The following is a 24,125-nucleotide window of genomic DNA, read 5'->3' as shown; positions in this document are numbered from 1 at the left end:
AGTCGGAGCGGTACGCGGCGCGTTCGGCGGCGTCCACGGCCCCGACGACAGGATCCGCGTACTCGACGGCGACGACCAAGGAGGCCGGATGAACACGGACGGGTGGATCTGCTCGGTACTCGACCACGCCAGTGCCAAGCTGCTCGCGCTCGAGGAAGTGGGCCTGTTTCCCAGTGAACTCCGGGTCAGCAGCGGTGTGTACGACAGCTTCGTGCGACTGCGGCATCGCGAGTTGTCCGACGGCATTCCCCTGCTGGTGCTGGGTACGGCGGTGACGGAGGACCCCCAACTGACCGCCGACAACTTCCTGCTCCGGCCATGAACGGCTCCGTCTTACAGGCGGCGGAGAGATGAGGGGCGCCGGACAGGTCGATCGGCCGGTCGGACGCCCGCTCTCTGCGCCTGGAAGAAGCCGCGCTTCTGCCCTGCGGGGGGATGCGGCTTTGGGGACGCGTTCAAGCTTGCAGGGCGAGGAACTGCCGGGCGCCGCGCAACGTGGTGTGCAACTTGCGCTGGGTGGCGCGGCTGTCGAGGCGGACGTCGAGCGCCCCGGGAAGCACGCTGGTGGCCCGCAGGTCCGCGGGCAGCCGGGAGGCGTCGAGCCCGTCGCGCCTTGCGACAAGGGTTCCGAGTTCGTGACGGCTCACGGCGTCGGCTCCTGCCAAATGGTGAACGCCGGCGGCGTCGCCGGCCGCGATTTCCAGCAGGGCGGCGGCCAGGTCGGCGACATGGACGGGGCATCGGATGTCGTCGGTGAACAGGACGCCGCTTCGGGTGCCGTTCGCGAGGTCGTGCACCGTGCGTACGTGTACAGACCGCCGGTCGCCGATGATCAGTGAGGTCCGGGCGACAACGGCATCAGGGTGCACGAGCCGGATTCCTGTCTCGGCTGCGGCTTTGGCCGCGCCGTAGGGGGTGACAGGGTCCGGGAGGCAGGATTCGTCGTAGTGGACGCGAGTGCCGGAGAACACCGCGTCGCTGGAAACATGGACCAGGCGGCAGCCGTACTTCGCCGCGGCCATAGCCAGGCGGACGGAGCCCTCGGCTGTAACCGCCCAGTCGGATCCGCCGCTTGTCGCGTTGACGACGAGGCGGGGGCCGACCGCGGTCACGACTGCTTCGATGCGCTCGGAGTCCCGCAGGTCGAGAGCGTGCCAGGTGACTCCCGGAGTGCCACCGGGCCTCGTCGCGAAGGTCGCGGCCGTCGTGTGTCCGGCCGCTGCCGACTGGCGGACCAGCTCAGTGCCCAGGAACCCGCTACCGCCGATGATCAGAACCGTCATGACGCGAGACGCTAGAGGATCCTCGCGCCGCCGTGACCTGGGCAACCTGGCAGCCGCCGACCTCGGTGAGATCCCCTTGATCCGTCAAACACTGGCTCAAGGGGATCCCGTACCGCCCCGACCTCGTGCCGGACATGAGATCGCGCAGCTCTTCCGCCACCTCCGCACACCGCTTCTCGTCACCCTCCGCATCACCCGATTCAAGTCCAGCAGCGTCACGTGTCGCGCCACTCCGGCGAGTGCGACGTGCAGCGACCGGTGACTTCTTCGTGGGTGGCACTACCAGGCGCTGGCTCCGCCGTCGACCGCGTAGTTGGCGCCGGTGATGTAGGACGCCCGATCGGAAGCGAGGAACGCCGCCAGCTCGACGACTTCTTCGGGCTGGGCGAAGCGCTTGAGGAGAGTCTTGCTGGTGATCGCATCCCGGGCCGCCTGGTTGTCACCGAGGTCGCGGTCGCTGGCCGGGGTCAGGACCGGGCCGGGACTGATCGCCACCGCACGGATTCCATGGGGGGCACCTTCCAGGGCGAGTTGTCGCGTCATTCCGATGACACCTGCGTTGGCCGCGGTATGCGCGACCATCGGGGGAGTCGAGCCTGCGATCAGGCCGGCCTCCGAAGCGACGTTGATGATGACGCCGCCACCGCGCTGGACCAAATGCCGCCACGTGAACTTCGACACGAAGAAGGGAATGTCCAGTTCGCCGGCCTCCGTCGCCCGCCAGTCCTCGATGGAAAAGTCCGGCATGGGACCGAAGCGCTGCATGGCCGCGTTGTTGTACACCACATCGAGCCCGCCGTAGGCACCGACGGCCTCCTCGGCCAGTCGCTGCACCTGGTCCGGGTCGGTGAGGTCCACCGGTGCGATGCCTGTCATCTCACCGCCCGCGCGTCGTACGAGTTCGACCGTCTCCTCGTTGGCATCGGTCTGGATGTCGCACCCGACGACCCTGGCGCCTTCGCGCGCGAAAATCAGCGACGCGACGCGACCCATACCTCCTCCGGTGCCGGTGATGAGCACTACCTTCTCGTCCAGATTTCCCATGGAATTTCTCCTGGTCCGTGCAATGTGCGTTGTGGTTGTGTGCGGAGCAGCCGTGTGCCGGTATCCGTTCGGCGACCTGGCCCTGACCGGGCCGGATCTCCTTCGCGGGCCTTCTTCGGAGTCGTAGGGCACTCCTGACCGGTGGGTCGGTGGCTGGTGAACCCGAATATGCTTGACGTGTCAAGCATGCGGTTCGGCCTGACAAGCGTCAAGCGACTGTGTTCGAGCCCGCAATCGGCATGAAAGACTTGACTCTCACGCAGCGGGTGCGGCCGTCGACTCGCTCGGCGGCCCGTCGGATCCGTGGGGGTGTCCTCGACGGGACAGTGCGCGTGAACGGCCAAGATCGGATCTACTGGTGGCGAGCGGGGTGACGCCTGAGTGACCGGCGGAACGCAAAAGGCGATGGAATCACCGGTGCGTGGGAAGTACGCTCCCGTGCAATTGGAGGAGAGCGAGATCCTTCGGCGAGGTCTCGATGCCTTCGCCGAACTGGGATACGCCGCGACCACCATGCGGGAGCTGGCCCGGCGACTCGAAGCCAGCCACAACTTCATCAATGATCGTTACGGTTCGAAGGAGAAGTTCTGGTGCGCCGTGGTGGATTTCGCGCTACTGGGCGTCCAGTCCGAGCTCAACCATCGGATGGCGGAGTGCCGTGACGATGATGACCGTCTGAGAAACGTGATCGTTCAGCTCTACCGGCTGTCCGCCAAGGCCTCGGCGATGAACCGATTGATATCGGACGAGTCGACTCGCGACTCCGGCCGCTTGGACTATCTCCACCAGCGGTTCATCAAGCCGTTCTGGGACAGCATCGAGCCGACCATCAGCAGCCTCATCGCGGCCGGCCGTATTCCGGATATGCCGACGCACATCCTGTACTTCGCCGTCACGGGTCCCGCGCTGGCCCTGGCGCAGGACCCGATCGCCGACCGGCTGAACCCCGCCGCATCGCCGACGGCGGAACAGGACAGAAACAGCATGGCCGACGCGCTCTCCAGCCTCGTCCTTCAGGGCCTGCTCCCGCTCTCGCAAGGCGACGCGACGGATCGCAACGGCTAGCGAGCTTGCGGCACCGACAACCTGCGCGTACCGACTCGTGCGCAGAGTCCCGCCCGAACGTGCTCGTCTCGGACCGTCACCAGGGTCGCCGTGTCCATCCAGCGTGCGAGAACGCTGAACGCCGCGAGCTGTGCGAGCACCTCGTGCTCGGGCAGTTCAGGCAGGCCGTCCTCGTGGCTGTCGGCGTCGCGGATGCCCGCGGAGCTGCCCTCGGCAAAGGCCATGGCGCCCCGGTGGATGCTGCGGAAGGGCCCGTCGCCCCCGTCGGGTCGGCGTGAACCGGGCCGTCGCACGCCTCCCGAGGCGCGGGGGTCAGGTACGCAGGTCGAGCAGGGCGGACATGGCCGCCAGCACGGACGGAGCGACCTGGTAGTAGACCCAGGTGCCGCGCCGCTCCGAGGTCAGCAGCCCGGCCTCGCGCAGCTTCTTCAGGTGATGGGAGACGGTCGGCTGCGAGACACCGACGTCCTGGATGTCGCACACGCACGCCTCGCCGCCCTCGTGCGAGGCGACTTTGGAGAACAGGCGCAGCCGCACCGGGTCCGAGAGCGCCTTGAACATGGCGGCCATCTTCTCCGCGTCGGCCTGGGACAGCTCTGCCGACGTGATCGGCGGGCAGCACGGGACGACCGGCTCGGGCGTCAGCACCGGGAGCTCCACCATCCGGGAATTCGACATGTGTCTATGTTGACACTCATCGATACGAGTGACAAGCTTCGTATATCGATAGGCGTCGATATGCGTCGGAACAGAAGGTCTGTCAGGGACGCCGTGCCCCGCAACCTGCTGCCAGAACAGCTGCGGCCACGCCCGCGACGGCACCTGCCGTGCCACCCCCGTCCGACAGCGATCCCGGCAAGCCCTCACGCCTACCGGTAGGCCCGCTGAACGATGCTCCCGCACCACTTGCCGACACCCCGTGTCCGAGGAGACCTTCCGCCATGAGTGACCAGCTTCCCGTCGTTGTCATCGGAGCCGGACCGGCCGGACTGGCCGCCGCCGCCCACCTCGTCGAGCGCGGCGTCGAGCCCCTGGTCCTGGAAGCCGGGCCGGCCGCGGCGGCCGCGGTACGCGAGTGGGGCCATGTCCGGCTCTTCTCCACCTGGGGCGAGGTCACCGACCCGGCCGCGGAAAGGCTTCTCGCGCCGACCGGCTGGACCAAGCCCGCCCCGGACACCTACCCCTCAGGCGCCGAGTGGGCCGCGCTCTACCTCCAGCCGCTGGCCGATGTCCTGGGCGACCACGTGCGCTACGGCGCCAAGGTCACCGGCGTCTCGCGCAGCGGACGCGACCGCGTCGTCGACGCCGACCGGGACAAGCAGCCCTTCGTCCTGCACTTCACCACCGCTGACGGCGCGGAGCAGCGCGTCCTCGCCCGAGCCGTCATCGACGCCTCCGGCACCTGGACCACACCCGGCCCGGCCGGAGCCGGCGGCCTGCCCGCGCTCGGGGAGAAGGCGGCAGCCGACCGCATCACTCACCGTGTGCCCGACCTCGAGGACCCGGTGGTGCGGGCCCGTTACGCGGGCAGGCGCACCGCTGTCATCGGCTCCGGCGCCTCCGCCTTCACCGCGCTGGCCGCCCTCGCCGACCTCGCCGACGACGAGCCCGGTACGCACGCCGTGTGGATCCTGCGCCGCGGCATCAGCGGCTCGACGTTCGGCGGGGGCGAAGCCGACGAACTCCCCGCCCGCGGCGCCCTGGGGCTCGCCGCGAAGGCCGCCGTGGACAACGGGTATGCGGACGCCGTCACCGGGTTCCGTACCGAAGCCATCGACCGCGATACCGACGGCCGTCTCGTTCTGGTGGGTGAGGACGGCCGCCGTCTCGACCCGGTCGACGAGGCCGTCGTGCTGACCGGCCTCCGCCCCGACCTGACCTTCCTCTCCGAGATCCGCCTCGGCCTGGACGAACGTCTCCAAGCACCCCTCGCGCTGGCCCCGCTCATCGACCCCAACCAGCACTCCTGCGGCACCGTCTACCCGCACGGCCACCGCGAACTGTCCCACCCCGAACAGGACATCTACCTGGTCGGCATGAAGTCCTACGGCCGGGCCCCCACCTTCCTCGCCATGACCGGCTACGAACAGGTCCGCTCCGTCACCGCCGCCATCGCCGGCGACCTCGAATCCGCCGACCGCGTCGAACTCACCCTCCCGGAGACCGGAGTATGCGGCGGCAGCGGACTGACGGGTGCCCCGGCCGCCGGACAGGACCACGAGGGAGGCTGCTGCGCTCCGGCCCCCGAGCTCGTCCAGATCGGCATCAGCACCCCCGCCGCTGCCGCCGCCGAGGAGCCCTCGACCGGCGAGTGCTGCTGAGCGCGCACCCCGGTACCCCTGACCGACCCCTTCCGCCGCGACTGCCGGCCACGGACCTCGGCGTCACCGAGGAGGACTTCTCCCCGGTCCCGACATCCGAGCTGTACATCTCCAACAGCGGGCGTCCCTGGTGGAACTTCAACGGGGCCTCCACAGCAGTCGGCAGGAGCTCGAAGAGGGTCGAAGGGTTTCCCCGTCGGTCCGACCACGGCTGCCGGGTCGACGATGCGGTCGAATCGGGCCGCACTGGCATATCCAGCAGAACGGGTGCTCAGGGCAAGCGGCCCAGAACCTCACGGGGAGCCGGTTCGTTGAGCCGCTCGGCCTGTTCTCCCCATGATCAGAAGGACCCGTCGTGAGCGGACATATCCCAGTGGACGACAGCTGTATCAGCGCCTTCCAGGAGCTGAAGGGCAGGCGCGACATCAACACGGTGATCTACCGGCTCAGCGACAACCTGACGACCGTCGTCTTCGACGCCAAGGGGAACCTGACCCACGACGAACTGCTGAAGGCACTCCCGGTCAATGAGCCCCGTTACGTTGTCCACGATCTGCTCTTCGCATCGGCGGACGGGGCCCGACAGGAGAAGACGGTGCTGATCTCCTGGTGCCCGGCACGGGCGACGGCCGAGGAGAAGGCCGCGCACTCCTCCGGCTACAGCTCGCTCCAGAACCTGCTCGAGGGCGTCCAGGTCTACGTTCCGGCCACGGACCTGTCCGACGTGGAGTACCGGGCACTCGTATCCAGGGCCTCGTGACTCACCCCTCCTCCCCGGCGGTATCAAGTGTCCTCTCCGGCGGTATCAGGTGATCGCAGCCGGTGGATCCGCGTCCGGCGCGCAGAAGGTCGTGCCGGGCGGTGACGTCCGGGCCACCGCTCGCGGGTGGCCTGTTCGGAGTCGAGCCATTGCTGCGCCGCGTGCCGGGCGCGGGTCCCGCACAGGCGTACGCCCTCCGCACGGGAGTGCGTCCGCGGTGGCGTCGGGCCCACGGGCGATGGACGTCATCGGTATCACCCGGACGGTGCATCTCTCTGCCCGGCCACGCCCTCACCCACCTCGTCGCGCGGGAGGACCCGTCGCCGTCGCTGACCGACGTCGCCCTCGACGAGATCGGCATCACCGCCACCGGCCGTCGAGGACGTCGCCCAACGCACTCCTGACCACCCGCCACACCCATGCCCGGAGAAGACAATGACCGCGCCGCCGCGTGAACCCGATCACGCCTCACCGGACCAGCACTCCCACGGAACAAGCGCGCCCCGGACCCGCGTGATGCTGAGGCCGATCGCCACCAGCCTTCCCCTGGGATACCTCGCCTTCGCCCTGGGCATGATCGTCCTGGCTGCCGACAGCCTCGGCTGGGTGGAGAACGAACAGCTGCTGGTCGGCGTCCTGTTGGCCAGCTACGCCTTCCCGCTCCAGCTCATCGCCACCGTCATGGCCTTCCTGGGCCGCGACACCGTAGGGGCCACCACGCTCGGCCTGTTCACCACGAGCTGGCTGGCCTTCGGCCTCCTCGACATCGTCAGCCTTCCCGGATCCACACCTACTGTGCTCGGCCTGTTCTCCATTTCGTTCGGCGTCGTCGTCGCGGGCGTGGCGGTCGTCTCCTCACGCGCCAAGCCCCTCGTCGCCGCGGTCCTCGTCCTGTGTTCCGTCCGAGCGGTACTGGACGGGCTCTACGTCCTGACAGGATCCTCCGGCCTGCAACGCGCGGCCGGGTGCGTAGCGTGCGCCGCCGCGCTGGCCGCCGCCTACCTTGGCTTCGCCCTGCTGATCGAAAACGCCTGGCCCCGCGCCGTCCTTCCGCTCCTGCGGCGGGGTGAGGCAGTGGGTGCGATGAACGGCAAACTCAGCGCCGCCCCACCCGGGCTTCTCGGTGAACCCGGCGTACGCGAACAGCTGTGACGCGGAGTGCCGGACACCGCCGACCGGCCCCGCCCCGACGCGAAGGCAACGGTGGAGGGCGATCGGGGGGCGTCCCCTGCGGCCAGGGGGCTGTCATCGGCGGCAACGGGTGCACGCCGGCCCCCTCCGCATCCGTCATGTCGGTCGGGTACCGACGACGTTCGCCCATCGGGTTGTCGGCGGCGTTTCCGAACCGCTGAGCCAGACGGGCACGCTCCAGGGCGTACGAAGGGCACTGCCGGGCATCGGCACCGAAGACTGCGGCGACAGGGTCTCCTCAGGGCCACTCGTGAGTTTGATCACGATGCGATGGGACTGTCCGTCCGAAGTCGCGGGCCCGGCGACAAATCCTCCCGCAGAACGCGGAGTTGCGGGCCCGGAACCGTCCCCGGTCCGCGAGGGAGTAGCCGCCACCCCACCCACTCCACAGCGCACGACCTGGTAGTACGTTTTCCATGTCATCTGCATCGACCCTGACCACCGCCTCGCCTCGGGCCGCCGCACCTGCCGCCGTGGACAGAGCCGTCTCGTCGACAGCCACCGCGGTCCTCGGCAGGGACAGAAGGCGATGAGTTCCTCTCCCGTATCGCTGCGAAGCCTCATACCGGCCGTCTTCCTGCCCACGCTCATCTTCGAAATCGGCGTGGGCGCACTCGCGCCGGTACTCGCGCTCAGCGCCAGAGCGCTCGGCGCCTCGGTGGGCACCGCCAGCCTCGTGCTGGCCCTGCTCGGTGTGGGGCAGATCCTCGGCGATGTCCCGGCCGGAGCTCTGGCGGCGAGGGTCGGCGACCGCAAGGCCATGCTGATCGCCGCCGGGATCACCGCGGTGACGCTGACCGGGGGCGCCCTGTCCAGGAGCGTCTGGCAACTAGGGCTCGCGGCGACGGCCACCGGAGCGACCAACGCTGTGTTCAACCTTGCCCGGCAGGCCTACCTCACCGAGGTCATCCCCGTCGAGCTCAGGGCGAGGGCGCTCTCCACGCTCGGCGGCATGGTGCGCGTGGGCGCGTTCATCGGCCCGTTCATCGGTGCGGCCGTGCTGGCGGTCGGCCCGGTCCGGAATGTGTACTGGCTGGCCCTGTTGTGCACGGCCGTGACCGCCGTGGTCCTCCTGATCGTGCCGGACGTCGCAGAGCCCACGACGTGGGGTCCCTCCGGCTCGGCGCCGGTCTCGGTGCGCACGGTCGTACGCGCTCAGCGCAAGGTCTTCCTGACCCTCGGCGTCGCCGTCGTGCTGGTGGGATCCGTCCGCGCCACCCGGCAGGCCGTCCTGCCGCTCTGGGCCGAACACCTGGGCCAGAGTCCGTCGTCCACCAGTGTCGTCTTCGGGATAGCCGGACTTGTCGACACCCTGACGTTCTATCCGTCGGGGAAGGTCATGGACCGAGCCGGACGGCTGTGGATCGCCGTGCCCTCGATGCTCGTCCTGGGGCTGACCATGGCCTGTCTGCCACTCACCCACAGCCTTGTCTCGCTGACCGTGGTGGCGATGCTCATGGGTTTCGGCAACGGCATCGGCAGCGGCATCCTGATGACTCTGGGTGCGGATGTGGCGCCGCCCCGAACCCGCTCCCAGTTCCTCGGCGTCTGGCGGTTGTGCGCCGACTCCGGGAGCGCGGGCGGTCCCCTGATCGTGTCGGCCGCGGCTTCTCTGGGCAGTCTGGCGGCCGGCATCGCCACGATGGGCGGCGTGGGGATCCTCGCGGCCGGGGCTCTGCTGCGTTGGGTACCGCGCTACTCGCCCTTCGCCACAACCGGCACCCGCAAGGCAAGCACCGTGGCGAAGGGACCGGCGGCCGTGTCCGAGAGATCCGAGAGAGTCGAGAGCTGACCGCCGCGGTGCCCCCGTACCGCGCCCGAGGCGCAGACTCCCGAACCGGCGGGCAACCCGTTCGGACCCGCCTACGGCACGGGCGGACCCCGTCACGCCGTGGTCAGCTGGGCTGTCGGGTGGGCATGATCGTGAGCTGCTGGAGATTGACCCGCGGCGGCAGACAGGCGATGAAACCGATGGTCTCCGCGATGTCCTGCGGAGTGAGCCACTCCATCGTCTCCTTGGAACCGTCCAGCCACTGCAGGGCTCCGTCGTCGGTTACGTGGCTCTGCAGCTCGGTGCCGACGATGCCCGGCTCGATCGCCGACACGCGCACGTTCTTCGGGCCCAGCTCGACCCGCAGGTGACGCGAGAGATGGGTGACGTACGCCTTGGTGGCGGAGTAGACGGCGAAGTTCGGGAAGATGTTCTGCGCCGCGATCGACGAGGTGTTGATCAGATCGGCCACACCGCGTTCGCCGGCTGCCGAGACCAGTTGCGGGGTGAACGCGCCGATGGCGTTCATCAGGCCGGTGATGTTGAGGTCGATCTGGTGCTTCCACTGGTCGGTGGCCAGTTCCTCGACCGGGGCGGGCAGCATCACACCCGCGTTGTTGAACAGCAGGTCCGCGCCGCCCAGCTCGGCCGCCACCCGGTCGGCAGCGGCCCGCACCGCCGCCTCGTCCGTGACGTCCGCGGTGATCGCCAGCGCGGTGCCGCCGGCCTTCTGGATCCGGGCGACCACGTCATCCAGCCGGTCCGCGCGCCGTGCCAGCACCGCCACTGCGGCACCCAGCTCCGCCAGGTGCTCGGCCGACGCCTCGCCGATGCCGCTCGACGCACCGGTGACCACGGCGACCCGGCCGCTCAGCGGCTTGGCAGGCGTTTCCGTAGACATGATGTGCCTCTTCCGTGGGGGGGAACAGGGAGGAACCGATCTTCAGCGGTCCCACAACCATCACACCACGCCGCACCCCCCGCGCAACCGTTGCGAGCAGGCCCTGAGCGGGCAGGTCCTGCGCGGGCACGCCGTGCGCAGGCAGGTACCGAGTCCCAGGTACTGGCCGGGCCACCCAGCGCCGAGCGCCCCGTGCCGGATCCGCCGACTCTGGGGCATGGACCGAAGCAGCGAGCGGTCCCTGGCCCAGACGTTCGCCAGGGCCGAGGGCACAAGGCCCAGACCAGCTCCCGGGTGTCCAGCAGCTCAACAGCACGCTTGCTGACACACCCTCCGGGTGTGCCACGGCCGATCCGGGTGGCGGCCTCGGCGTCGTCGATGATGGCGAGTTGGACACGCCTGAGAGGGGGCCTGGGCGGACCGGCGACACCCGCAGTGAATACAGTCCGTAGTCGTTGGTCGAGCCCGGCTGGAGCGTCACACGGTCCGTCGCGGAACGCCAAGTCGGCCTCCGGCATCCCGAGGAGATCCCGGTGCTGGTTCGGTACTGACCGAGGCCTCTGCGATCAAGGAAAACCGCAGGTCCTGGCTTTGTTCGGATGAGTTGTCGTACAAGAAGGCATCCTCCCGAAAGGGGTTCGTTCGGCTGAGCCCGGGGCCGCACGGGCATAGTGCCGAGGACGGGATCGCCCGCGCCGCCGAGGTCGCCTCGGTCCGCGTCACCGACGGCGTCGGCCGGGGCCGGACCGACGCCACCCCCTACGCCGGGGTCCAGCTCCTGAAGGACTCCGGTCTGGTCACGGTGCTCGGCCCGGTCGAGCAGGGCGGCGGCGAGAATTGGGTCACCGCCCAGAGGATGGTCCGCGAGGTCCCCAAGCCGGTCACTGATCGGCCGTCGGTGCGTTGTGCGGACGGAGGGGTCGCGTGCCGGGGAACGCGCCGGCCCGTCCCGCCGGCCGCACCTCGTGGGAGGCGGCCGGACGGAACGGGCGCGGGGACGGGTCAGCGGCGCGGTGCGGGCGGGCGCCGGGTGGTGGTTGGGGGCAGGAGCGGTGCTCCGGAGTCGGTCCGCTTGTGGGCCGCCTCGGTGATCGCCGGATCTGCCGCCGCCGAGGTGAGACCGTGCCGGTGGGCCTCCGCCGCCACCTCGTACAGCTCGTCCGCGGCCCGCAGCCGGGCGTCCACGGCCCGCCTGCGCTGGTCCGCCCGGTCGCCGGACGAGTCCACCCATGCCCGCACGGCCGCCAATCGGGCGTGGGCGGCGGCGAGTTCGCCGCCCCGCTGGGCGCGGCGCTCCAGGGCGGAGCGAAAGCTGTCGACGTACGGGTGCTCGCGCAGCAGCCCGGCCAGGAAGCCGATGCCGCCGGACAGCAGCAGGAGCGCGATGAACATCCAGTAGACGGTCTGGGGCTGGAGGTCGAGTCGGTCCGCGAGGCTGGGGACGTCGGTGGACAGGCCGTCGAATCCGGCGGCGGCGCCGGTGGCCTGCTCCACCGGCTCCTTGGCCAGGACGGTCCGGGCGCGCAGGACGCCCAGGGCGACCGTGCAGGCCGCCCAGACGCAGAGGAAGAGCAGGGCGGCGGGGGCGGCCGGGCGGCTGGCTCCCGTCGCACCGCGTTCGCGCAGCGCGCGGCCGGCCAGATGCGGCACTGCCAGCATGAGCATGGCCACCGAGAGCGCCAGCGTCGTGTTGAGGAGGCCCGAGCCGGACGAGCCCACGCCGTGGAAGGGCCGGAACGCCACCCAGTAGATGGGCACTTCGACCGCGAAGACCAGGGCGAGCAGGAGCAGGACCAGCCGTTCGGGCATCGCGGCCCGCGCGCGCAGTCCCTCCCAGCCCTCGACGGACGCCGGGACGGTGCCCGCGGCGGGCGCCGCCGGGTCGGGATCGGCCGCCAGTGGACGGAACGACCGGTCGTAGAGTTCGTCGTCATCGTCGTCGGAGTCGTGGTCGAGGGGCGGTCCGGCGCCGGGGCCGCCCTTGATCCCGGTGGTGTCGGGGTGTGCCGGGGCGCCGAAGCGGGACCGCTCGAAACGTTCGCGCACCGCGTCGCGCAGCCGCTGCCAGCGCATCGAGCGATGGGCGAGCAGGTCGAGCTGCTCGCGGGCGCGCCGGACGTCGTGCTCCGCCTCCACCAGCCGGGTCTGGGCGAGAGCGACCCCGGCCTCCTCCCGGACGATCCGGTTGCGGGCGTCCGCGTCCTCGCGGGCGGCGCGGGTCTCGTCGTCGGCGGCCTCCTCCTCCATCAGGTCGCGCACCAGGTCGCGGCGGGCGGCGAGTTCGGCGGCGTAGGGAGGCAGGACGCCGCTGGAGAGGACGACGACATCGAGCCCACGGCCGTCACCGTCCTCGGCGCCCTGTCGGCGGGCCCGGTCGACAAGCTGCCGCTGGGCGCGGTCGCTGAGGACCAGGGGCATCCGCCGCCGGTCGGTGCCGGTGCGAGGTTGGCGGCCGAAGGCTGAGAAGGGCCGGCGCCGTGAGCCGTCCTCGCGGCGCAGTACGTGGTCGATGGTCGAGCGCCGGGGTGCGGGCTCTTCGGGGTCACTACTCGTAGTCGTGGTGGACATGCGCCTTCGCCCGGGTCGTGAGGATGTCGGTCCAGAACTGGTCGAAGCCCTCATAGGTGGAGGGCTTGCGGGTCGGGCTCTTGCCGTAGCCGACCGTGTAGAGGTCCATGCCGCGCAGGGCGGGGAGCTTGCGGCCGTTCAGCAGCTTCTTCACGGCCTTGGTGCGCTCGGTGGCGGTTGTCACGGACTCCTTGGAGATACGGAACTCCGGATCGGCCTGTTCGAAGTCGCTGACCGCGAGGACGGCGGCGCCGTCCGCCGCGGTGCCCTGGCTCTCGCGCAGGGTCTGGGCGATGCGGGCGAGGGCACCGAGGACGTCCGAACCGTTCTGGCCCCGGGCGCAGTCGAGCATCTCGGCGGCCGCATTGATCGCCGTGATCCGGGCCCGCTGGCGCAGCACATCGGGGTCCGAGGTGTCCGAGGCCGGTTTGGGGTTCAGGTCGACGGGCGAGTGGCGGCAGGACGAGGTCCAGGACGATACCGTCACGGGCGCGTAGGCGAGCGACGAGCAGTGGCGGTCCTCCAGAAACGGGACGAGCGTCTGCTGGAGCTTCTTCTTGACGTCGACGCCGGTGGTGTCGCTGGTGCCGGAGCCGGAGCCGTCGACGACCACCCCGCAGGGCACCGATCGCGCGCTCTTGTCGCCGCCGGACCACGGCATGCCCGAGCAGCCGGTGAGGCCCAGGGCCAGCGCGGCCAGCAGGGCGACCCGGGAACGGACCGGAGCGCGGTACCCGCCGGAAGGCCGGGTGGCCCGGGACACGCGCGCAGGATGGAATGGCTTCATGTGACTCGCTTTCACGGCGGGGGTGAGGTGGGTCGGGCCGGACGCCGGGGCGGGGCGTGGTGTGGCGCCCGTGGAGCGCCGCCCGGTATGAGTGGGGGTGGCCGGGGGCGTCAGGCCGCGGCGCGGCCGGGGCCCGAGGTGTGTCCTGTGTCGAGGACGCGCAGCGCAGCGGTCAGCGCGGAGTCGGCGCCGGGGGCCGCCGCGAGCCAGGCGTCGGGGTCCTGCCAGCCGGCGTCGAGGGTGACCGCGCCCGGCAGCCAGGCCGGGGGGCGCATCCGGGCGCTGCGGTCGCGACCGGACTGCCGCTGCCACACGGCGTCCCAGTAGTGAGCCAGGCGCAGGTTGGCGCAGCCGGTGACGGTCTCGGCGCGGGTACGGCAGTGGGCGGCGGCCGTGCGCCATTCGGCGACCGAGCGGCCCCACCGGTCCAGCAGCGCGGGGGACGGGCTACGGCGCACCTCGTACTGGGTGACCACTGCGACGGCGCCGGAGTGGATGCCCGCCACCAGGGCACGCCGGTCGCGTAGCAGGCGTCCGCGCAGGTCGTTGGCGGCGAGTTCGGCGATGAGTCGGACCTCTTGGACGTACGGCGTGATCAGCTCCGCCGAGTCGGGGGACAGTTCGGTGACCGTCACCCGCAGCCGGCTCGCGTCGATCCGTCCGCGCCGACGACTGCCCAGCGCGCTGCGCAGGTCGAGTCCGTAGGCGCGCAGGGTGCGTGTGGAGCCGCGGCTGGTGCTCATTGGTGGTCCCCCTGTGTGGATGTGCCCTCCCCAGGGCGCAGAAAGATCGGCTTTCCGTACGTCGACAGGTCGGTGACGTGAATTCAGGAAGCCAGGGCGAATGAGCGTAGCGGAAAATGTGATGAAGTACATGCGCGAGAAGCGAAAAAGCCGTACCCGTATGGGGGCGGAAAACGGTCCCCCCCGGAGTCCGGATTCGGTGCGCTTCCGGTACGGTACGGAACCGTATCGGCATTGCCCCGGCGCGGCCTTGGGCGAATACTTTTCCCCCCGCGTACATGGGAGGGAACACGTGGACATGGCGGAACGGCTGGATGTCAGCGGCGTCCATCTGCCGCTGCTGGCCCTGGGGCCCGGCGTACGCCTCGGCGTCTGGACGCAGGGGTGCCCGCTGGCTTGCCCAGGGTGCATGTCACGGCACACCTGGGACCCGGCTGGCGGTACCCGCGTCCCGGTGGCCGAGCTGCTCGAGCTGTGGGAACGGGCCCTGTGGCACGGGGCGGAGGGGCTCACCGTGAGCGGGGGTGAACCATGCGAGCAGCCCGCACCGCTCGGCGCGCTGCTACGGGGTGCCGACGTGCTGCGCCGGGAGCCCTGGGTACGCCCCGCGCCCGACGGCGGCGCGCCCGATCTGCTCGTCTACACCGGGTACGAGGAGGACGAACTCACCGATGAGCGGCGGGCTGCGCTCGCTCCGGCCGACGCCGTGGTCACCGGCCGGTTCCGGATCGCCGAGCCGACGTACCTGGTCTGGCGAGGCTCGGCCAACCAACGCATTCACCCACGGACGGAGTTGGGGCGGCTGCGGTACGGCCCCCACCTCACCCGCGAGCGGGAACGACACGAGGGGCTCCAGGTCGTGGTGGGCCGCCGGGCACCCGACGGCACTTGGCCGACACGCTGGTACGGCATCCCACGCCCCGGCGAACTGGCCCGCTGGAAGAGGGAGGGGGCGCAGCATGGTCTGCCGATTTCGTCACCGAGTTGGCGTCCCTGATGACTCGTCAGTCCCGCTGCTCCTCGCCCCGCAGCAGGGGGACCAGCACGGGGGTGCGGGTGACCAGGTGGACCGTCCAGCGCGGATCGGAGCCCAACTCCTCCTCGACCGCCCAGCGCAGCCAGCGGGCGGCCCGTTCGGGAGCCAGCCCGCCGCGTCCGGCGCCCAGTACCGGGAAGCACAGGGACGTCAATGGAGGTTCGTGCGCGTCCCGTTCGGCTGCGGCCACGCGGAAGGCCGCGGCCACGGCGTCGGCCACCGTCCGTTCGTTGGTCTCATAGCCGTCGCCGTCCCTGCGGGGGACGACGACCGCCGCGTGCAGCACCCGGCGGACCCCGCGCCGCGCCAGCGCCCCGGGTCCGGTGGAAACCACCGTGCCGGGAGGCACCTGGAGGCCCCCGCGCCCGTGCCGCGCCAGCCATTCGCCCAGTTCGCGGGCGAGCGGGTCGTCCACCACCGCGCTGGTCTCGTCCCGCACAGCCGCCGCGCGGCGCAGCGCGCCGGAGACGGTGTTGCTGAAGATCTTCGACATCGCCAGATACGTGTTCTCGGAGGAGATCAGGACGTCTATGCCCCGCAGGAGTTCGATGGGGCTGAGGTGCACCTGGATGGGCGGGTGCGCGGACGGGCCGGCGGAGGGGGCCGCGCCGTAGTGCACCGGCGGGCCGGTCATCCTGGCCGGCCGGGCCCGGGGCGGGCCGTCCCGGCCGGTGCGGCCGTCGGGGGACGCCGCCGTGTCCGCGCCGGCCAGGTCGAGGAGGGCGTCGGCCAGCCGGTCCATGACCTGGCGCTCCTGGCGGTGCCGGAAGCTCTCCGTGGTGACCCCAAAGACGGCCGCCGCCGCCTTGCGGCGCTCGCCCGCCACCTCGGAGCCGGGACCCAGGAGGCCGAACGAGTGGGCCGCCGCGCGGGCGAGTTCGCCGACCGGCTGGGTGTCAGCAGGATCCGCGGGGGCCCGAGTCGGACCGTCGAGCCTGCGGACGGCCGCCCGAAGCAGGCGCTCGATCCCGGCGGCGGGTTCGCCAGGGCCGATGGGCAGACCGGCGGCGGTCGCCGCCGCGTCCAGTCCGGGGTGTGGCACCTGCCGTACCCGGGGCAGGCCGGCTTTGCGCAACGCGCGCAGTTCGGCCACCAGTTGGTGGTGCGGGGGAAGTCCGAAGGGCGCCGCGGGGCGGTGTGCCAGTCCCATACCTGCACGATAGGGCCGTGTCCGGCGGGACGTGGAGTGTTTTCACGCGATCGGCATGCCGGAGACGGCCGAGGACCGCGCGGGCGAACAAATTGCCGCTTCTCTTTCGATTATCGACGAGATTCATTCGTTTTTGATCACCCGCCTTGCATTTATCTATCCACTGAAAGATTGAGAATTGATAAAGGTTCTACAGTGGTGACCGGATGGGTTCTCCCGCGTGGTATTCGTTCGGCGGGGGGAATTGCATGACGACCGAAACACCACGTGACGGCGTACCGGGCGGGGACGGAAACATGCCGGGGCCGGGCGGTCCCGGCGAGAACGCCGTGCCGCCGACCGACCGGTTCCCGGACGTCGAACCCGACCCGGCGCGCGGCCGTGAGGCGAGAGAGGCCCTGCACGACCTGCCCGCGGGGCTGCGCGCGCGCTTCGAGCGACTGGCCGAACTCGGCGCCGGCCGCACCGGCGAGCCGCGTCCTGCCCAGGCCGTGGTCTTGCGGGTGATGGAGCGTGAACCACGGCTCCGGGCGTCCGGCGTCCCGCTGGTATGGAAGGGCTACCACCACTTCTTCGCCCCGGATCCGCGAGTCCACCGCGTGCTGAGCGATCCGCTCGACCCACACCTCACCCAGGTCCTCGACCACGGCCGGGCGCCCGGCATGGTGTGGGAGGTCTGTCCGTCGGAGGGCGAGTCCACGCTCGCCGGATACCGCGAACGCCACCAGGAACGGACTGGCGCCCCGCTGCCGGCCGAGCGCGTGGGTGAGGTCGTCGCCCAGCTCCACCGCGCGCTGACCGCCCTGCACGGGCAGGGCCTGGTACACCGCGATGTTGCGCCGGACAACATCGTCGTCCGGGAGGGCCCCGGCGGAGAGCCCCGGGTCGTCCTGGTCGACATCGGCGCCGCCGCGCCGTCGGACCAGGGCCGGCCACGCCACTGGGTCGGCAAACCGCTCTATGTGGCGCCGGAGGCCGCAGCAGCCGTCCAGACCGTCGCCCCCGGCGTCGACTGGTGGTCCCTCGGCATGGTGATCGCCGAACTCGCCCTGGGCGCCCACCCGATACGGCTGCGAGAACGCGGCCTGGTACTGCGCCGCGTCAGCACCGAGGACGTCGACCTCGGCGGAATCCGCGACCCCCGGCTGCGCGCCTTGTGCGAGGGCCTGCTCACCCGGTCCCTGCGCCACCGCTGGGGCGCGGACCAGGTCGGCCAGTGGCTCGCCCCCGAGCGGGAGGACCCCGTGCCGGTCACCCGGGGCTCCACGGCCGCGCACGCACCGGCCGCCCGACCGGCCCCGCGCATACGACCCTTCGCCTTCATGGGCCAGGAGTACAGCGATCGCGAGGAACTGGCCGAGGCGCTCGATCGCTGTCACCCGAGCGCCGCCCGCCTGCTCTCCTCCACTGCCCGCCGGACCGAACTGGCCGACTGGGCCGAGCAGTTCACGCTCGCTGCGACCACCAGGAATGCGGATTCGGCGGCCGAAGGCGACGACCCGGCCGATGTGCGCGCCCTGCTGGACCGGGCCCCCGGCCCCGTCGGGCTCGCCCGGCTGCTCAACCGCCTCGGCCCGCACCTGCCGGTCACCTGGCACGGGATCGGCCTGGAAGGGCACCAACTGCCCGAGCTGGTACGGCAGGCCGCCGCCGGAGACCGCGACGCCGCGGACCTGGTCGTCGCGCTCGCACACCCGGGACTGCTGACCGCCCTCGCCGTGCGGCCAGGCGGCGAACAGTTGGCCGCCACCGAGACCCAGTGGCGCCGACTGCGCGACGCCTGGGACGCGCAGACCGACGAACTCGCCATGCGCCAACCCCGGTTGCGCCGCCGGGCGGTCCGCTCGGCACTCAACCGGGACACCGCCGTCGACGCCCGGCTGCTGCTCCTGGCCAGGCTCCCGCAGACAGCCGGCGGCTGGACCCAGCAGGCCCACCGCGCCGCGCGCCGGCTCGCCGTCTCGGTGCCCTGGTTCGAACGGCTGCTCGACGAGGTCGATGAACCGCTGCGCCCGGCAGCCGCCCTGCTGCTCCTCCGCCTGGCCCAGGACGACGCCGGGCGCGGCTACGCGCGGCTGGAGGAACGCCGTCAGCAGCAGGCCGCCGCCGCCCTGGCCGCCGACAGCGACGGGCTGGGCAGGGAGATGCGCCGCCTGGACATGCTGCCCAACCTCGGCTGGGCGGTGCTCGGCGCCGTACTGGTGTGTGCCCCCTGGGGGTTCCTCATCGGCCTCTCTGACGCGGCGGGACGGGCGCCGCAGTCCGCCGTCCTGATCGGCTGGCTGCTGGCCATGCCCGGGGCGCTCGCCGTCCACGCCCTGGAACTCTGGATCGCCGTCCGTATCGGACCGCCCGGCTACCATCCCTCCCACTCGCTGGCCGGACTCGTCATCGGAACCGCGGAGCGGCCGGCCCGGTTCGTCCTCAGCGGTCGCTGGGCACGGCTGGCCGCCGGGGTGCTGATGGCGGTGCTGTTCCTGGTCGTGCTGCCCTATGTCCTGCTGTGGGCGCCGTGGCTCTGGCCGGTGGGCACCGTGGCGGCGCTCGCCGTGTGGACGGTACGCCGCCACCACGCCTGGGACCGCGAGGTGCGCCGCCAGCGCGCCCTGCGGGCCGCCGACCGGGGCACCCGGGCCCCCGCCGCCGTATCCGGAAGGAGGACCGCGTGAGCAGTGCCGAGGGATACACCACCCTTACGGACGTCTGGCCGACTTACGGGTTCGACAGCCCGCCGCCTCTCTCCACCACCGACCTGGGCAGCCGGTTCTCGAACCCGTCCGTTACCGACGTGACCCAGCAGATCCCGCACTCTTCCGCTGTCGACGCCACTCACCAGGTGTCGGGGACCTCGGTGGGCCATGTCGCCGGGCAGGTGCCGCACGCCTCCCTCGCCGACGTCTCTGGCGCCGTCGACCATCTCGCGCACGGCGTGGCCCATGTGCTGCACGAACTGCTGCACCCGGCTGCCGTCGCGCTCGGCGCGATGAGCGGGGCGCTGCTGGCCGGTCGGGCAGCCATGGCGGCGACCGGACTTCTGGCGCACGCCGCCGTCCGCGCGGCCGAGGACCAGCGCTGCCTGCTGCGCCGGCAAGAGGCGTCCCGGGACGCCTCCCGGCAGTGGGAGAGCGCCGCGTTCGCCGCCACCCGCGTCAACGCCCGGCGTACCCTGCTCGCCGCGCGCCTCGCCCGCGCGGCCCGCGGTAACCCGCCCGGCTCGCCCCTGCCACCCGCGTCCCCGCTGCCGCCGCCGGTCCAGCCGGTGGCCTGCCGGCTGGATTTCACTCGGGAGGTGGTGGCCGAGTTGGAAAGGGCCGTCGAGAGGGCCGAGACCGAGCTGGCCGCGTGGGAGTGCGCGGCGGCGGTCGCCGACGCGGCCGACCCCCGGGACGCGGCGTGGCAGCGCGTCCTGGCCGACCGGCGGCGGGCCGTCCTCCGACCCGCTCCGTCGGTCCCATACACCGAGGCCGCCCCGGCCGCCATGACACCCGACCGGGGAGCCGACGAGGACGAGGTGGCCACCGTCTCCGCCGCCTTGCTGGCCGCACTGCCCGCCGGCGCGACCGCCGAGGACACCGAACCGGTTGTCACCGCGCTGCACTACGCGCTGGTCAGCGCCCGCTCCGGGGACGGCGTCGGCGCCACGGAACACCTGGAGGAGGCACACCTGTTCGCCGACGAGACGGGCCGTCGCGTCCGGCTGCGCGCCGACGCGCTGATCGAGGCAGCCGCCCAACTGGACTTCCTCACCACGGACGTCCCGTCCGACGTGGAGCCCGTCCGGCCCGACCCGGACGTCGTTGCCATGCTGCGCACGGCTGTCGAGGAGGGCCGCCCGCTCGGCGCAGCCGACCGGGACCGGGCCCGCGCGGCCGTGGAGGGCCGACTTGAACCCCTCGAACAGCACTATCTGCGCCTGCACACCACCCGGCTGCTCAGCGCCCTGGGCGCCGAACTGTCCGAGTGGAACCAGGCCGGGGGAGGGGATGTTCAGGAGACCGACGGCGAGCCCGGCGTCCGGAGCACCCGGTACACCCCGCCCGGCTGGGGACGGGACCACTGGATCGAGATCACCGTCCGGGCCGACGCCATCGACCTCGCCACCCGACGTGCCGGACCGCCCTCGCCCCTTGACGCGGAGCGCTGCGCCGAGGCCAAGCGGTGGGCGGCGGACCTGGAGGACGCGGTCAGCCGGATCGGCCTCGACTGCGACTTCCGGTTCGACTCAAACACCGTCACCCAGGGCACGCCCTCCGACGGAACCCACGAAGGGGCCGGGACCGAGCAACCCGGCCGACGCGACCGGGACGACCGGCGGCGCCCGGATGACGGCCCACGGCACCGGCGGCTCGACGAACGCGACGACCAGCCCTGACCGCCGCGACCGGCCCACCACGAACCCCGGACACCGGGAGGCCTTCGCCGTCGGCTCCGCGTGGCACCGGAAGCCGGTCGCCGTCGGTTCGGCGTGACGCCGGATGACGGCCACCGTCCGTTCAGCGTGAAGCCGGAAGCCCGAAGCGGGACCACGTACGACGGCGGCCGTCGGCTCCGCACCGCGGCGCGGGCCTCGCCTGGCCGTACCCACCGAACCACCCAGAGAGGAACACCTCGTGAGTTCGACCACCAACGGATCAGCGGGCGACCGTCTCGTCAAGGACGGCCGTTCCGCGCACGTCGCCGCGGTCCCGCGGCGACCGGTACCCCCCTTCGTCGACGAGATCACCGGCACGCTTCCCGTGCACAGTCAGTTCGTGCTGCACGGCAATATCCACGACCGATACCTGGCCCTTCGCCGCCGCAACGGCGAGTTGACCGAGACCGACCGCGACCTGCCCGAGGTGCTCTGGGACCGGCTGCGTCTGCTCGGCTACGGCGCCCTGCTGCGCTACGACCAGATCACCGGCTTCGTCACCCTGGTCGGCCCGGACCAGCAGGCCGTGCTCGATCTCCTCAACGACGCCCTGCGCAGTCCGCGCACCGGGCAGAGCGGCGGCAATCGCACGCCACAACTGCTGGAGACGGAACCGCTGTTGCGGGAGATCGTCACCGGCTTCCAGGACCGCAGGACCGCGCGGCGGGGGGACGGCCGGGACGCCGACCCGCTGCGGCTCGCCCTGCTGATCGACTACTCGTCACGGCTGACCGCCGATGTGACGCGGCTCAGCGACGCCGAGCGGGACTTCTTCCTGGCCTGTGTGCAACTCGCCGAAGAGGCGGCGCTGTTGGCGCCCGCCGCGCATCTCCCGCCGCGTGAGACGGCGGGGCGTACGGAGATGTTCAACCCGATCATCTGGCTCGCCGACAGCGACCGTGATCTGCCGCACTGGCTGGTGAGCGGTTCCGAGCGCATCCGCGCGGTCGCCGTCCCCAGCCCGGACGCCGGCGAACGACGGCGCATGGCCGCGCTGCTGTCCGCACGCCACCCCGGTCCGGCGGCCCCCGCCTCCACCCGCCGGGACGGCGGGGTCGGTGGCACGGCGGAGCCCGGGCCGAGCGGGCGGCCTCGGCTGGACCCGGTCACCGCCTTCGCCAAGGCCGCGGCCGGGCTGTCCCTGGACGCGATGCGACAGAGCCACAGTCTGGCTCTGTCGCGGGACATGCCGTTCGACGCGATGCCGGACGCGGTCCGCATCTACCGGCTGGGCGTGGAGAAGGACCCCTGGCGCTCCGCGGACATCCGCGAACGGATCGCGGTGGGGCGCGAATACCTCACCGGGCGGGTCCGGGGCCAGGAGACGGCGGTCGTGATGACGCTCGACATCCTCAAACGCGCCGCGCTCGGACTGTCCGGCGCGCAGGCGACGTCCGCCGGGCACCGGCCGCGCGGCTTGCTGTTCTTCGCCGGACCGACCGGAACGGGCAAGACCGAGATGGCCAAGACGGTCGCCCAGCTGCTCTTCGACAGCGAGGACGCCTACCTCCGGTTCGACATGAGCGAGTTCTCCTCGGCGCACGCCGCGGACCGGCTGGTGGGCGCCCCGCCCGGATACGTGGGCTTCGAGGCCGGCGGCGAGCTGACCCGCGCGGTGCGCGCCGACCCGTTCCGGGTCATCCTCTTCGACGAGATCGAGAAGGCGCACCAGGGTGTGCTGGACAAGTTCCTCCAGCTCCTGGAGGACGGCCGGCTCACCGACGGGCAGGGTGTCACCACCTACTTCAGCGAGTGCGTGCTCATCTTCACTTCCAACCTGGGCGTGCAGCACACCGACCGGGAGACCAAGCAGCGGGTGTGGGACGTGCACCCGACCGACGAGCACAGCGAACTGGTACGGCGGGTCAAGCGCAATATCCGGCTCCACTTCGAGGCGGAGGTGGGGCGCCCGGAGCTGATGAACCGGTTCGGCGGCAATGTGGTGGTGTTCGGCTTCATCACCGGCGATGCCGCGGAGGAGGTCCTCGACCTGTCCATCGGCAACATCGCCGCCGCGCTCTGGGAGAGCCAGGGCATCAGGCTGGAGATCGCCTCGGCCGCCCGCAAGCAGCTCGGCACCTACTGCCTGCGGGACCCGTACGCCGGAGGCCGGGGCATCGGCATGGCCTTGGAGACTCATCTGATCAACCCATTGGCCCGTGCGATCTTCGAGATCCGGCCGGACTCACTGCGTGGCACGATCCGGGTGGACGAGGTGACGGAGGACCCGGACGACGGCTCGGTGGACGTACGGATCACCCGCCACGGAGACCGGCCGTGACGGACCTGGACGACGACGAGCCGTGGGACAGCCTCGCCCCTCTCCGCCCGGGAACACCCCGTACCGCCCCCGTCCCGCCCGCGCCGGACCCGGGGCCCCGGCCCGGCTCGGACGCCGACCAAACACCCCAGGGGGCTCCCGAGGGCGACGTTCCCGAGGACGACGGGCCCTGGGACCGTCTCACCCCCGTCCGCCCCGCTCCGGCCACCGCGCCCGCCGCTGCGGCGGACGAGGACCCGCCTGACGACCTGGTGCCCCGGCGGCCGGACGAGGCCCCCGCGGCGGACGACGGCAGGACGGCGGAGCCCGCGGCGGGCCGGTCCCGGCAGGCCGAGAGCCCGCCGCGGCTGGTGCGGTGTCCGGGGTGCGGACGCAAGGTGCCGGCCCGCGCTGAGCGATGCCCCGCCTGTTCCGCCCCGGTACCCGACGCGGACCCCGGCCCTGTCGGGGAGGCTGGCGTCAGCGCCGTGCTGCGGTTCTCCGGCGGACCGGTCCAGCTCCGGCTGCGTCCCGGGGAGGTGCGCGCTCTCGGACGGGACCCGGACTGGGCCCCGTTCACGGCCCGCGGGTTCACCGACGAGCGCTCGGTGTCCCGTCGCCACGCCGAGATCGCCCTGCGCGCGGACGGCACCCTGTGGGTGACCGAGTACCAGGACGGCACCACCCACGGCACCCGGGTCAACGGCGACTACCTGCTGCCCGCCGTCCCCCGGCTGCTGGCCGACGGCGACCGCCTCGTCCTGGGACTCCACTCCGAGGCGACCGTCTCCCTGTGCGCGACCGGCGAGCGCGCACCGGACTGAGAACGGGCCT

At 71.7% G+C, this 24,125-nt stretch carries 20 protein-coding genes; 11 read left to right on the top strand and 9 right to left on the bottom strand.

Annotated elements, in window-relative coordinates; genetic code table 11:
• The first annotated feature begins 88 nt into the window (after positions 1–88).
• Entirely contained in the window at positions 89–322 is a 234-nt protein-coding gene (locus OHB41_RS07260; RefSeq protein ID WP_266697120.1) for a hypothetical protein, read from the top strand.
• Positions 323–455: 133 nt separating this feature from the next.
• Here the strand turns inward: OHB41_RS07260 and OHB41_RS07255 are convergent, their stop codons facing one another.
• Both OHB41_RS07255 and OHB41_RS07250 read right to left on the bottom strand, forming a co-directional pair.
• The gene (locus OHB41_RS07255; protein WP_266697119.1) at positions 456–1,283 is read right to left on the bottom strand and encodes an SDR family oxidoreductase; all 828 of its coding nucleotides are present in this window, start codon (positions 1,281–1,283) and stop codon (positions 456–458) included.
• A 279-nt stretch (positions 1,284–1,562) separates the two neighbouring features.
• Complete coding sequence (locus OHB41_RS07250) at positions 1,563–2,303, bottom strand: SDR family NAD(P)-dependent oxidoreductase (RefSeq protein ID WP_266697118.1); 741 nt, start codon at positions 2,301–2,303, stop codon at positions 1,563–1,565.
• Between the two features lie 405 nt (positions 2,304–2,708).
• On the opposite strand from OHB41_RS07250, the gene OHB41_RS07245 reads away from it, so the two are divergent.
• The gene (locus OHB41_RS07245; protein ID WP_266697117.1) at positions 2,709–3,392 is read left to right on the top strand and encodes a TetR/AcrR family transcriptional regulator; all 684 of its coding nucleotides are present in this window, start codon (positions 2,709–2,711) and stop codon (positions 3,390–3,392) included.
• Here OHB41_RS07245 and OHB41_RS07240 read toward each other — a convergent pair.
• Positions 3,389–3,616, bottom strand: coding sequence for a hypothetical protein (locus OHB41_RS07240; RefSeq protein WP_266697116.1), 228 nt, complete (start codon positions 3,614–3,616; stop codon positions 3,389–3,391). The two genes, OHB41_RS07245 and OHB41_RS07240, sit on opposite strands and share 4 nt — an antisense overlap.
• A gap of 88 nt (positions 3,617–3,704) precedes the next feature.
• Positions 3,705–4,070 (bottom strand): ArsR/SmtB family transcription factor, encoded by a 366-nt coding sequence (locus tag OHB41_RS07235; protein ID WP_266697115.1) that lies wholly within the window; start codon positions 4,068–4,070, stop codon positions 3,705–3,707.
• 263 nt (positions 4,071–4,333) lie between these two features.
• On the opposite strand from OHB41_RS07235, the gene OHB41_RS07230 reads away from it, so the two are divergent.
• The 4 genes from OHB41_RS07230 (at position 4,334) to OHB41_RS07215 (ending at position 9,456) form a co-directional block, all read left to right on the top strand.
• Complete coding sequence (locus tag OHB41_RS07230; RefSeq protein ID WP_266697114.1) at positions 4,334–5,713, top strand: NAD(P)-binding domain-containing protein; 1,380 nt, start codon at positions 4,334–4,336, stop codon at positions 5,711–5,713.
• Positions 5,714–6,068: 355 nt separating this feature from the next.
• Complete coding sequence (locus OHB41_RS07225) at positions 6,069–6,473, top strand: actin-binding ADF family protein (protein ID WP_266697113.1); 405 nt, start codon at positions 6,069–6,071, stop codon at positions 6,471–6,473.
• Positions 6,474–6,908: 435 nt separating this feature from the next.
• Positions 6,909–7,625 (top strand): GPR1/FUN34/YaaH family transporter, encoded by a 717-nt coding sequence (locus OHB41_RS07220; protein WP_266697112.1) that lies wholly within the window; start codon positions 6,909–6,911, stop codon positions 7,623–7,625.
• Between the two features lie 568 nt (positions 7,626–8,193).
• The gene (locus tag OHB41_RS07215) at positions 8,194–9,456 is read left to right on the top strand and encodes an MFS transporter (protein WP_266697111.1); all 1,263 of its coding nucleotides are present in this window, start codon (positions 8,194–8,196) and stop codon (positions 9,454–9,456) included.
• Positions 9,457–9,559: 103 nt separating this feature from the next.
• Here the strand turns inward: OHB41_RS07215 and OHB41_RS07210 are convergent, their stop codons facing one another.
• The 4 genes from OHB41_RS07210 to OHB41_RS07195 all read right to left on the bottom strand — a co-directional run bounded on the left by OHB41_RS07210 (position 9,560) and on the right by OHB41_RS07195 (position 14,434).
• Entirely contained in the window at positions 9,560–10,336 is a 777-nt protein-coding gene (locus tag OHB41_RS07210; protein WP_266697110.1) for an SDR family oxidoreductase, read from the bottom strand.
• A gap of 1,002 nt (positions 10,337–11,338) precedes the next feature.
• Positions 11,339–12,904, bottom strand: coding sequence for a hypothetical protein (locus tag OHB41_RS07205; protein WP_266697109.1), 1,566 nt, complete (start codon positions 12,902–12,904; stop codon positions 11,339–11,341).
• Positions 12,882–13,667 (bottom strand): hypothetical protein, encoded by a 786-nt coding sequence (locus OHB41_RS07200; RefSeq protein ID WP_266697108.1) that lies wholly within the window; start codon positions 13,665–13,667, stop codon positions 12,882–12,884. Before OHB41_RS07200 ends, OHB41_RS07205 begins: the two co-directional genes overlap by 23 nt.
• Positions 13,668–13,801: 134 nt before the next feature.
• A complete protein-coding gene (locus OHB41_RS07195) occupies positions 13,802–14,434 on the bottom strand; it encodes a hypothetical protein (RefSeq protein ID WP_266697107.1) in 633 nt (210 codons plus the stop codon).
• Between the two features lie 298 nt (positions 14,435–14,732).
• On the opposite strand from OHB41_RS07195, the gene OHB41_RS07190 reads away from it, so the two are divergent.
• Entirely contained in the window at positions 14,733–15,431 is a 699-nt protein-coding gene (locus OHB41_RS07190) for a 4Fe-4S single cluster domain-containing protein (protein WP_266697106.1), read from the top strand.
• A 7-nt stretch (positions 15,432–15,438) separates the two neighbouring features.
• Here the strand turns inward: OHB41_RS07190 and OHB41_RS07185 are convergent, their stop codons facing one another.
• Positions 15,439–16,620: a macro domain-containing protein gene (locus OHB41_RS07185; protein ID WP_266697105.1), complete on the bottom strand. Its 1,182-nt coding sequence runs from the start codon at positions 16,618–16,620 to the stop codon at positions 15,439–15,441.
• Positions 16,621–16,868: 248 nt separating this feature from the next.
• On the opposite strand from OHB41_RS07185, the gene OHB41_RS07180 reads away from it, so the two are divergent.
• The 4 genes from OHB41_RS07180 to OHB41_RS07165 all read left to right on the top strand — a co-directional run bounded on the left by OHB41_RS07180 (position 16,869) and on the right by OHB41_RS07165 (position 24,115).
• Positions 16,869–19,289 (top strand): protein kinase domain-containing protein, encoded by a 2,421-nt coding sequence (locus OHB41_RS07180; RefSeq protein ID WP_266697104.1) that lies wholly within the window; start codon positions 16,869–16,871, stop codon positions 19,287–19,289.
• Positions 19,286–20,992: a hypothetical protein gene (locus OHB41_RS07175; RefSeq protein WP_266697103.1), complete on the top strand. Its 1,707-nt coding sequence runs from the start codon at positions 19,286–19,288 to the stop codon at positions 20,990–20,992. The genes OHB41_RS07180 and OHB41_RS07175 overlap by 4 nt, the downstream gene beginning before the upstream one ends.
• A 238-nt stretch (positions 20,993–21,230) precedes the next feature.
• Positions 21,231–23,312 carry an AAA family ATPase gene (locus tag OHB41_RS07170; protein ID WP_266697102.1) on the top strand — a complete coding sequence of 694 codons (2,082 nt, stop codon included), beginning with the start codon at positions 21,231–21,233 and terminating at the stop codon, positions 23,310–23,312.
• Entirely contained in the window at positions 23,309–24,115 is an 807-nt protein-coding gene (locus OHB41_RS07165) for a double zinc ribbon and FHA domain-containing protein (protein WP_266697101.1), read from the top strand. The genes OHB41_RS07170 and OHB41_RS07165 overlap by 4 nt, the downstream gene beginning before the upstream one ends.
• Positions 24,116–24,125: the final 10 nt, after the last annotated feature.

Source organism: Streptomyces sp. NBC_01571 (genome assembly GCF_026339875.1).
Classification (GTDB): domain Bacteria; phylum Actinomycetota; class Actinomycetes; order Streptomycetales; family Streptomycetaceae; genus Streptomyces.
This window is presented reverse-complemented; position numbering and strand designations above follow the sequence as displayed.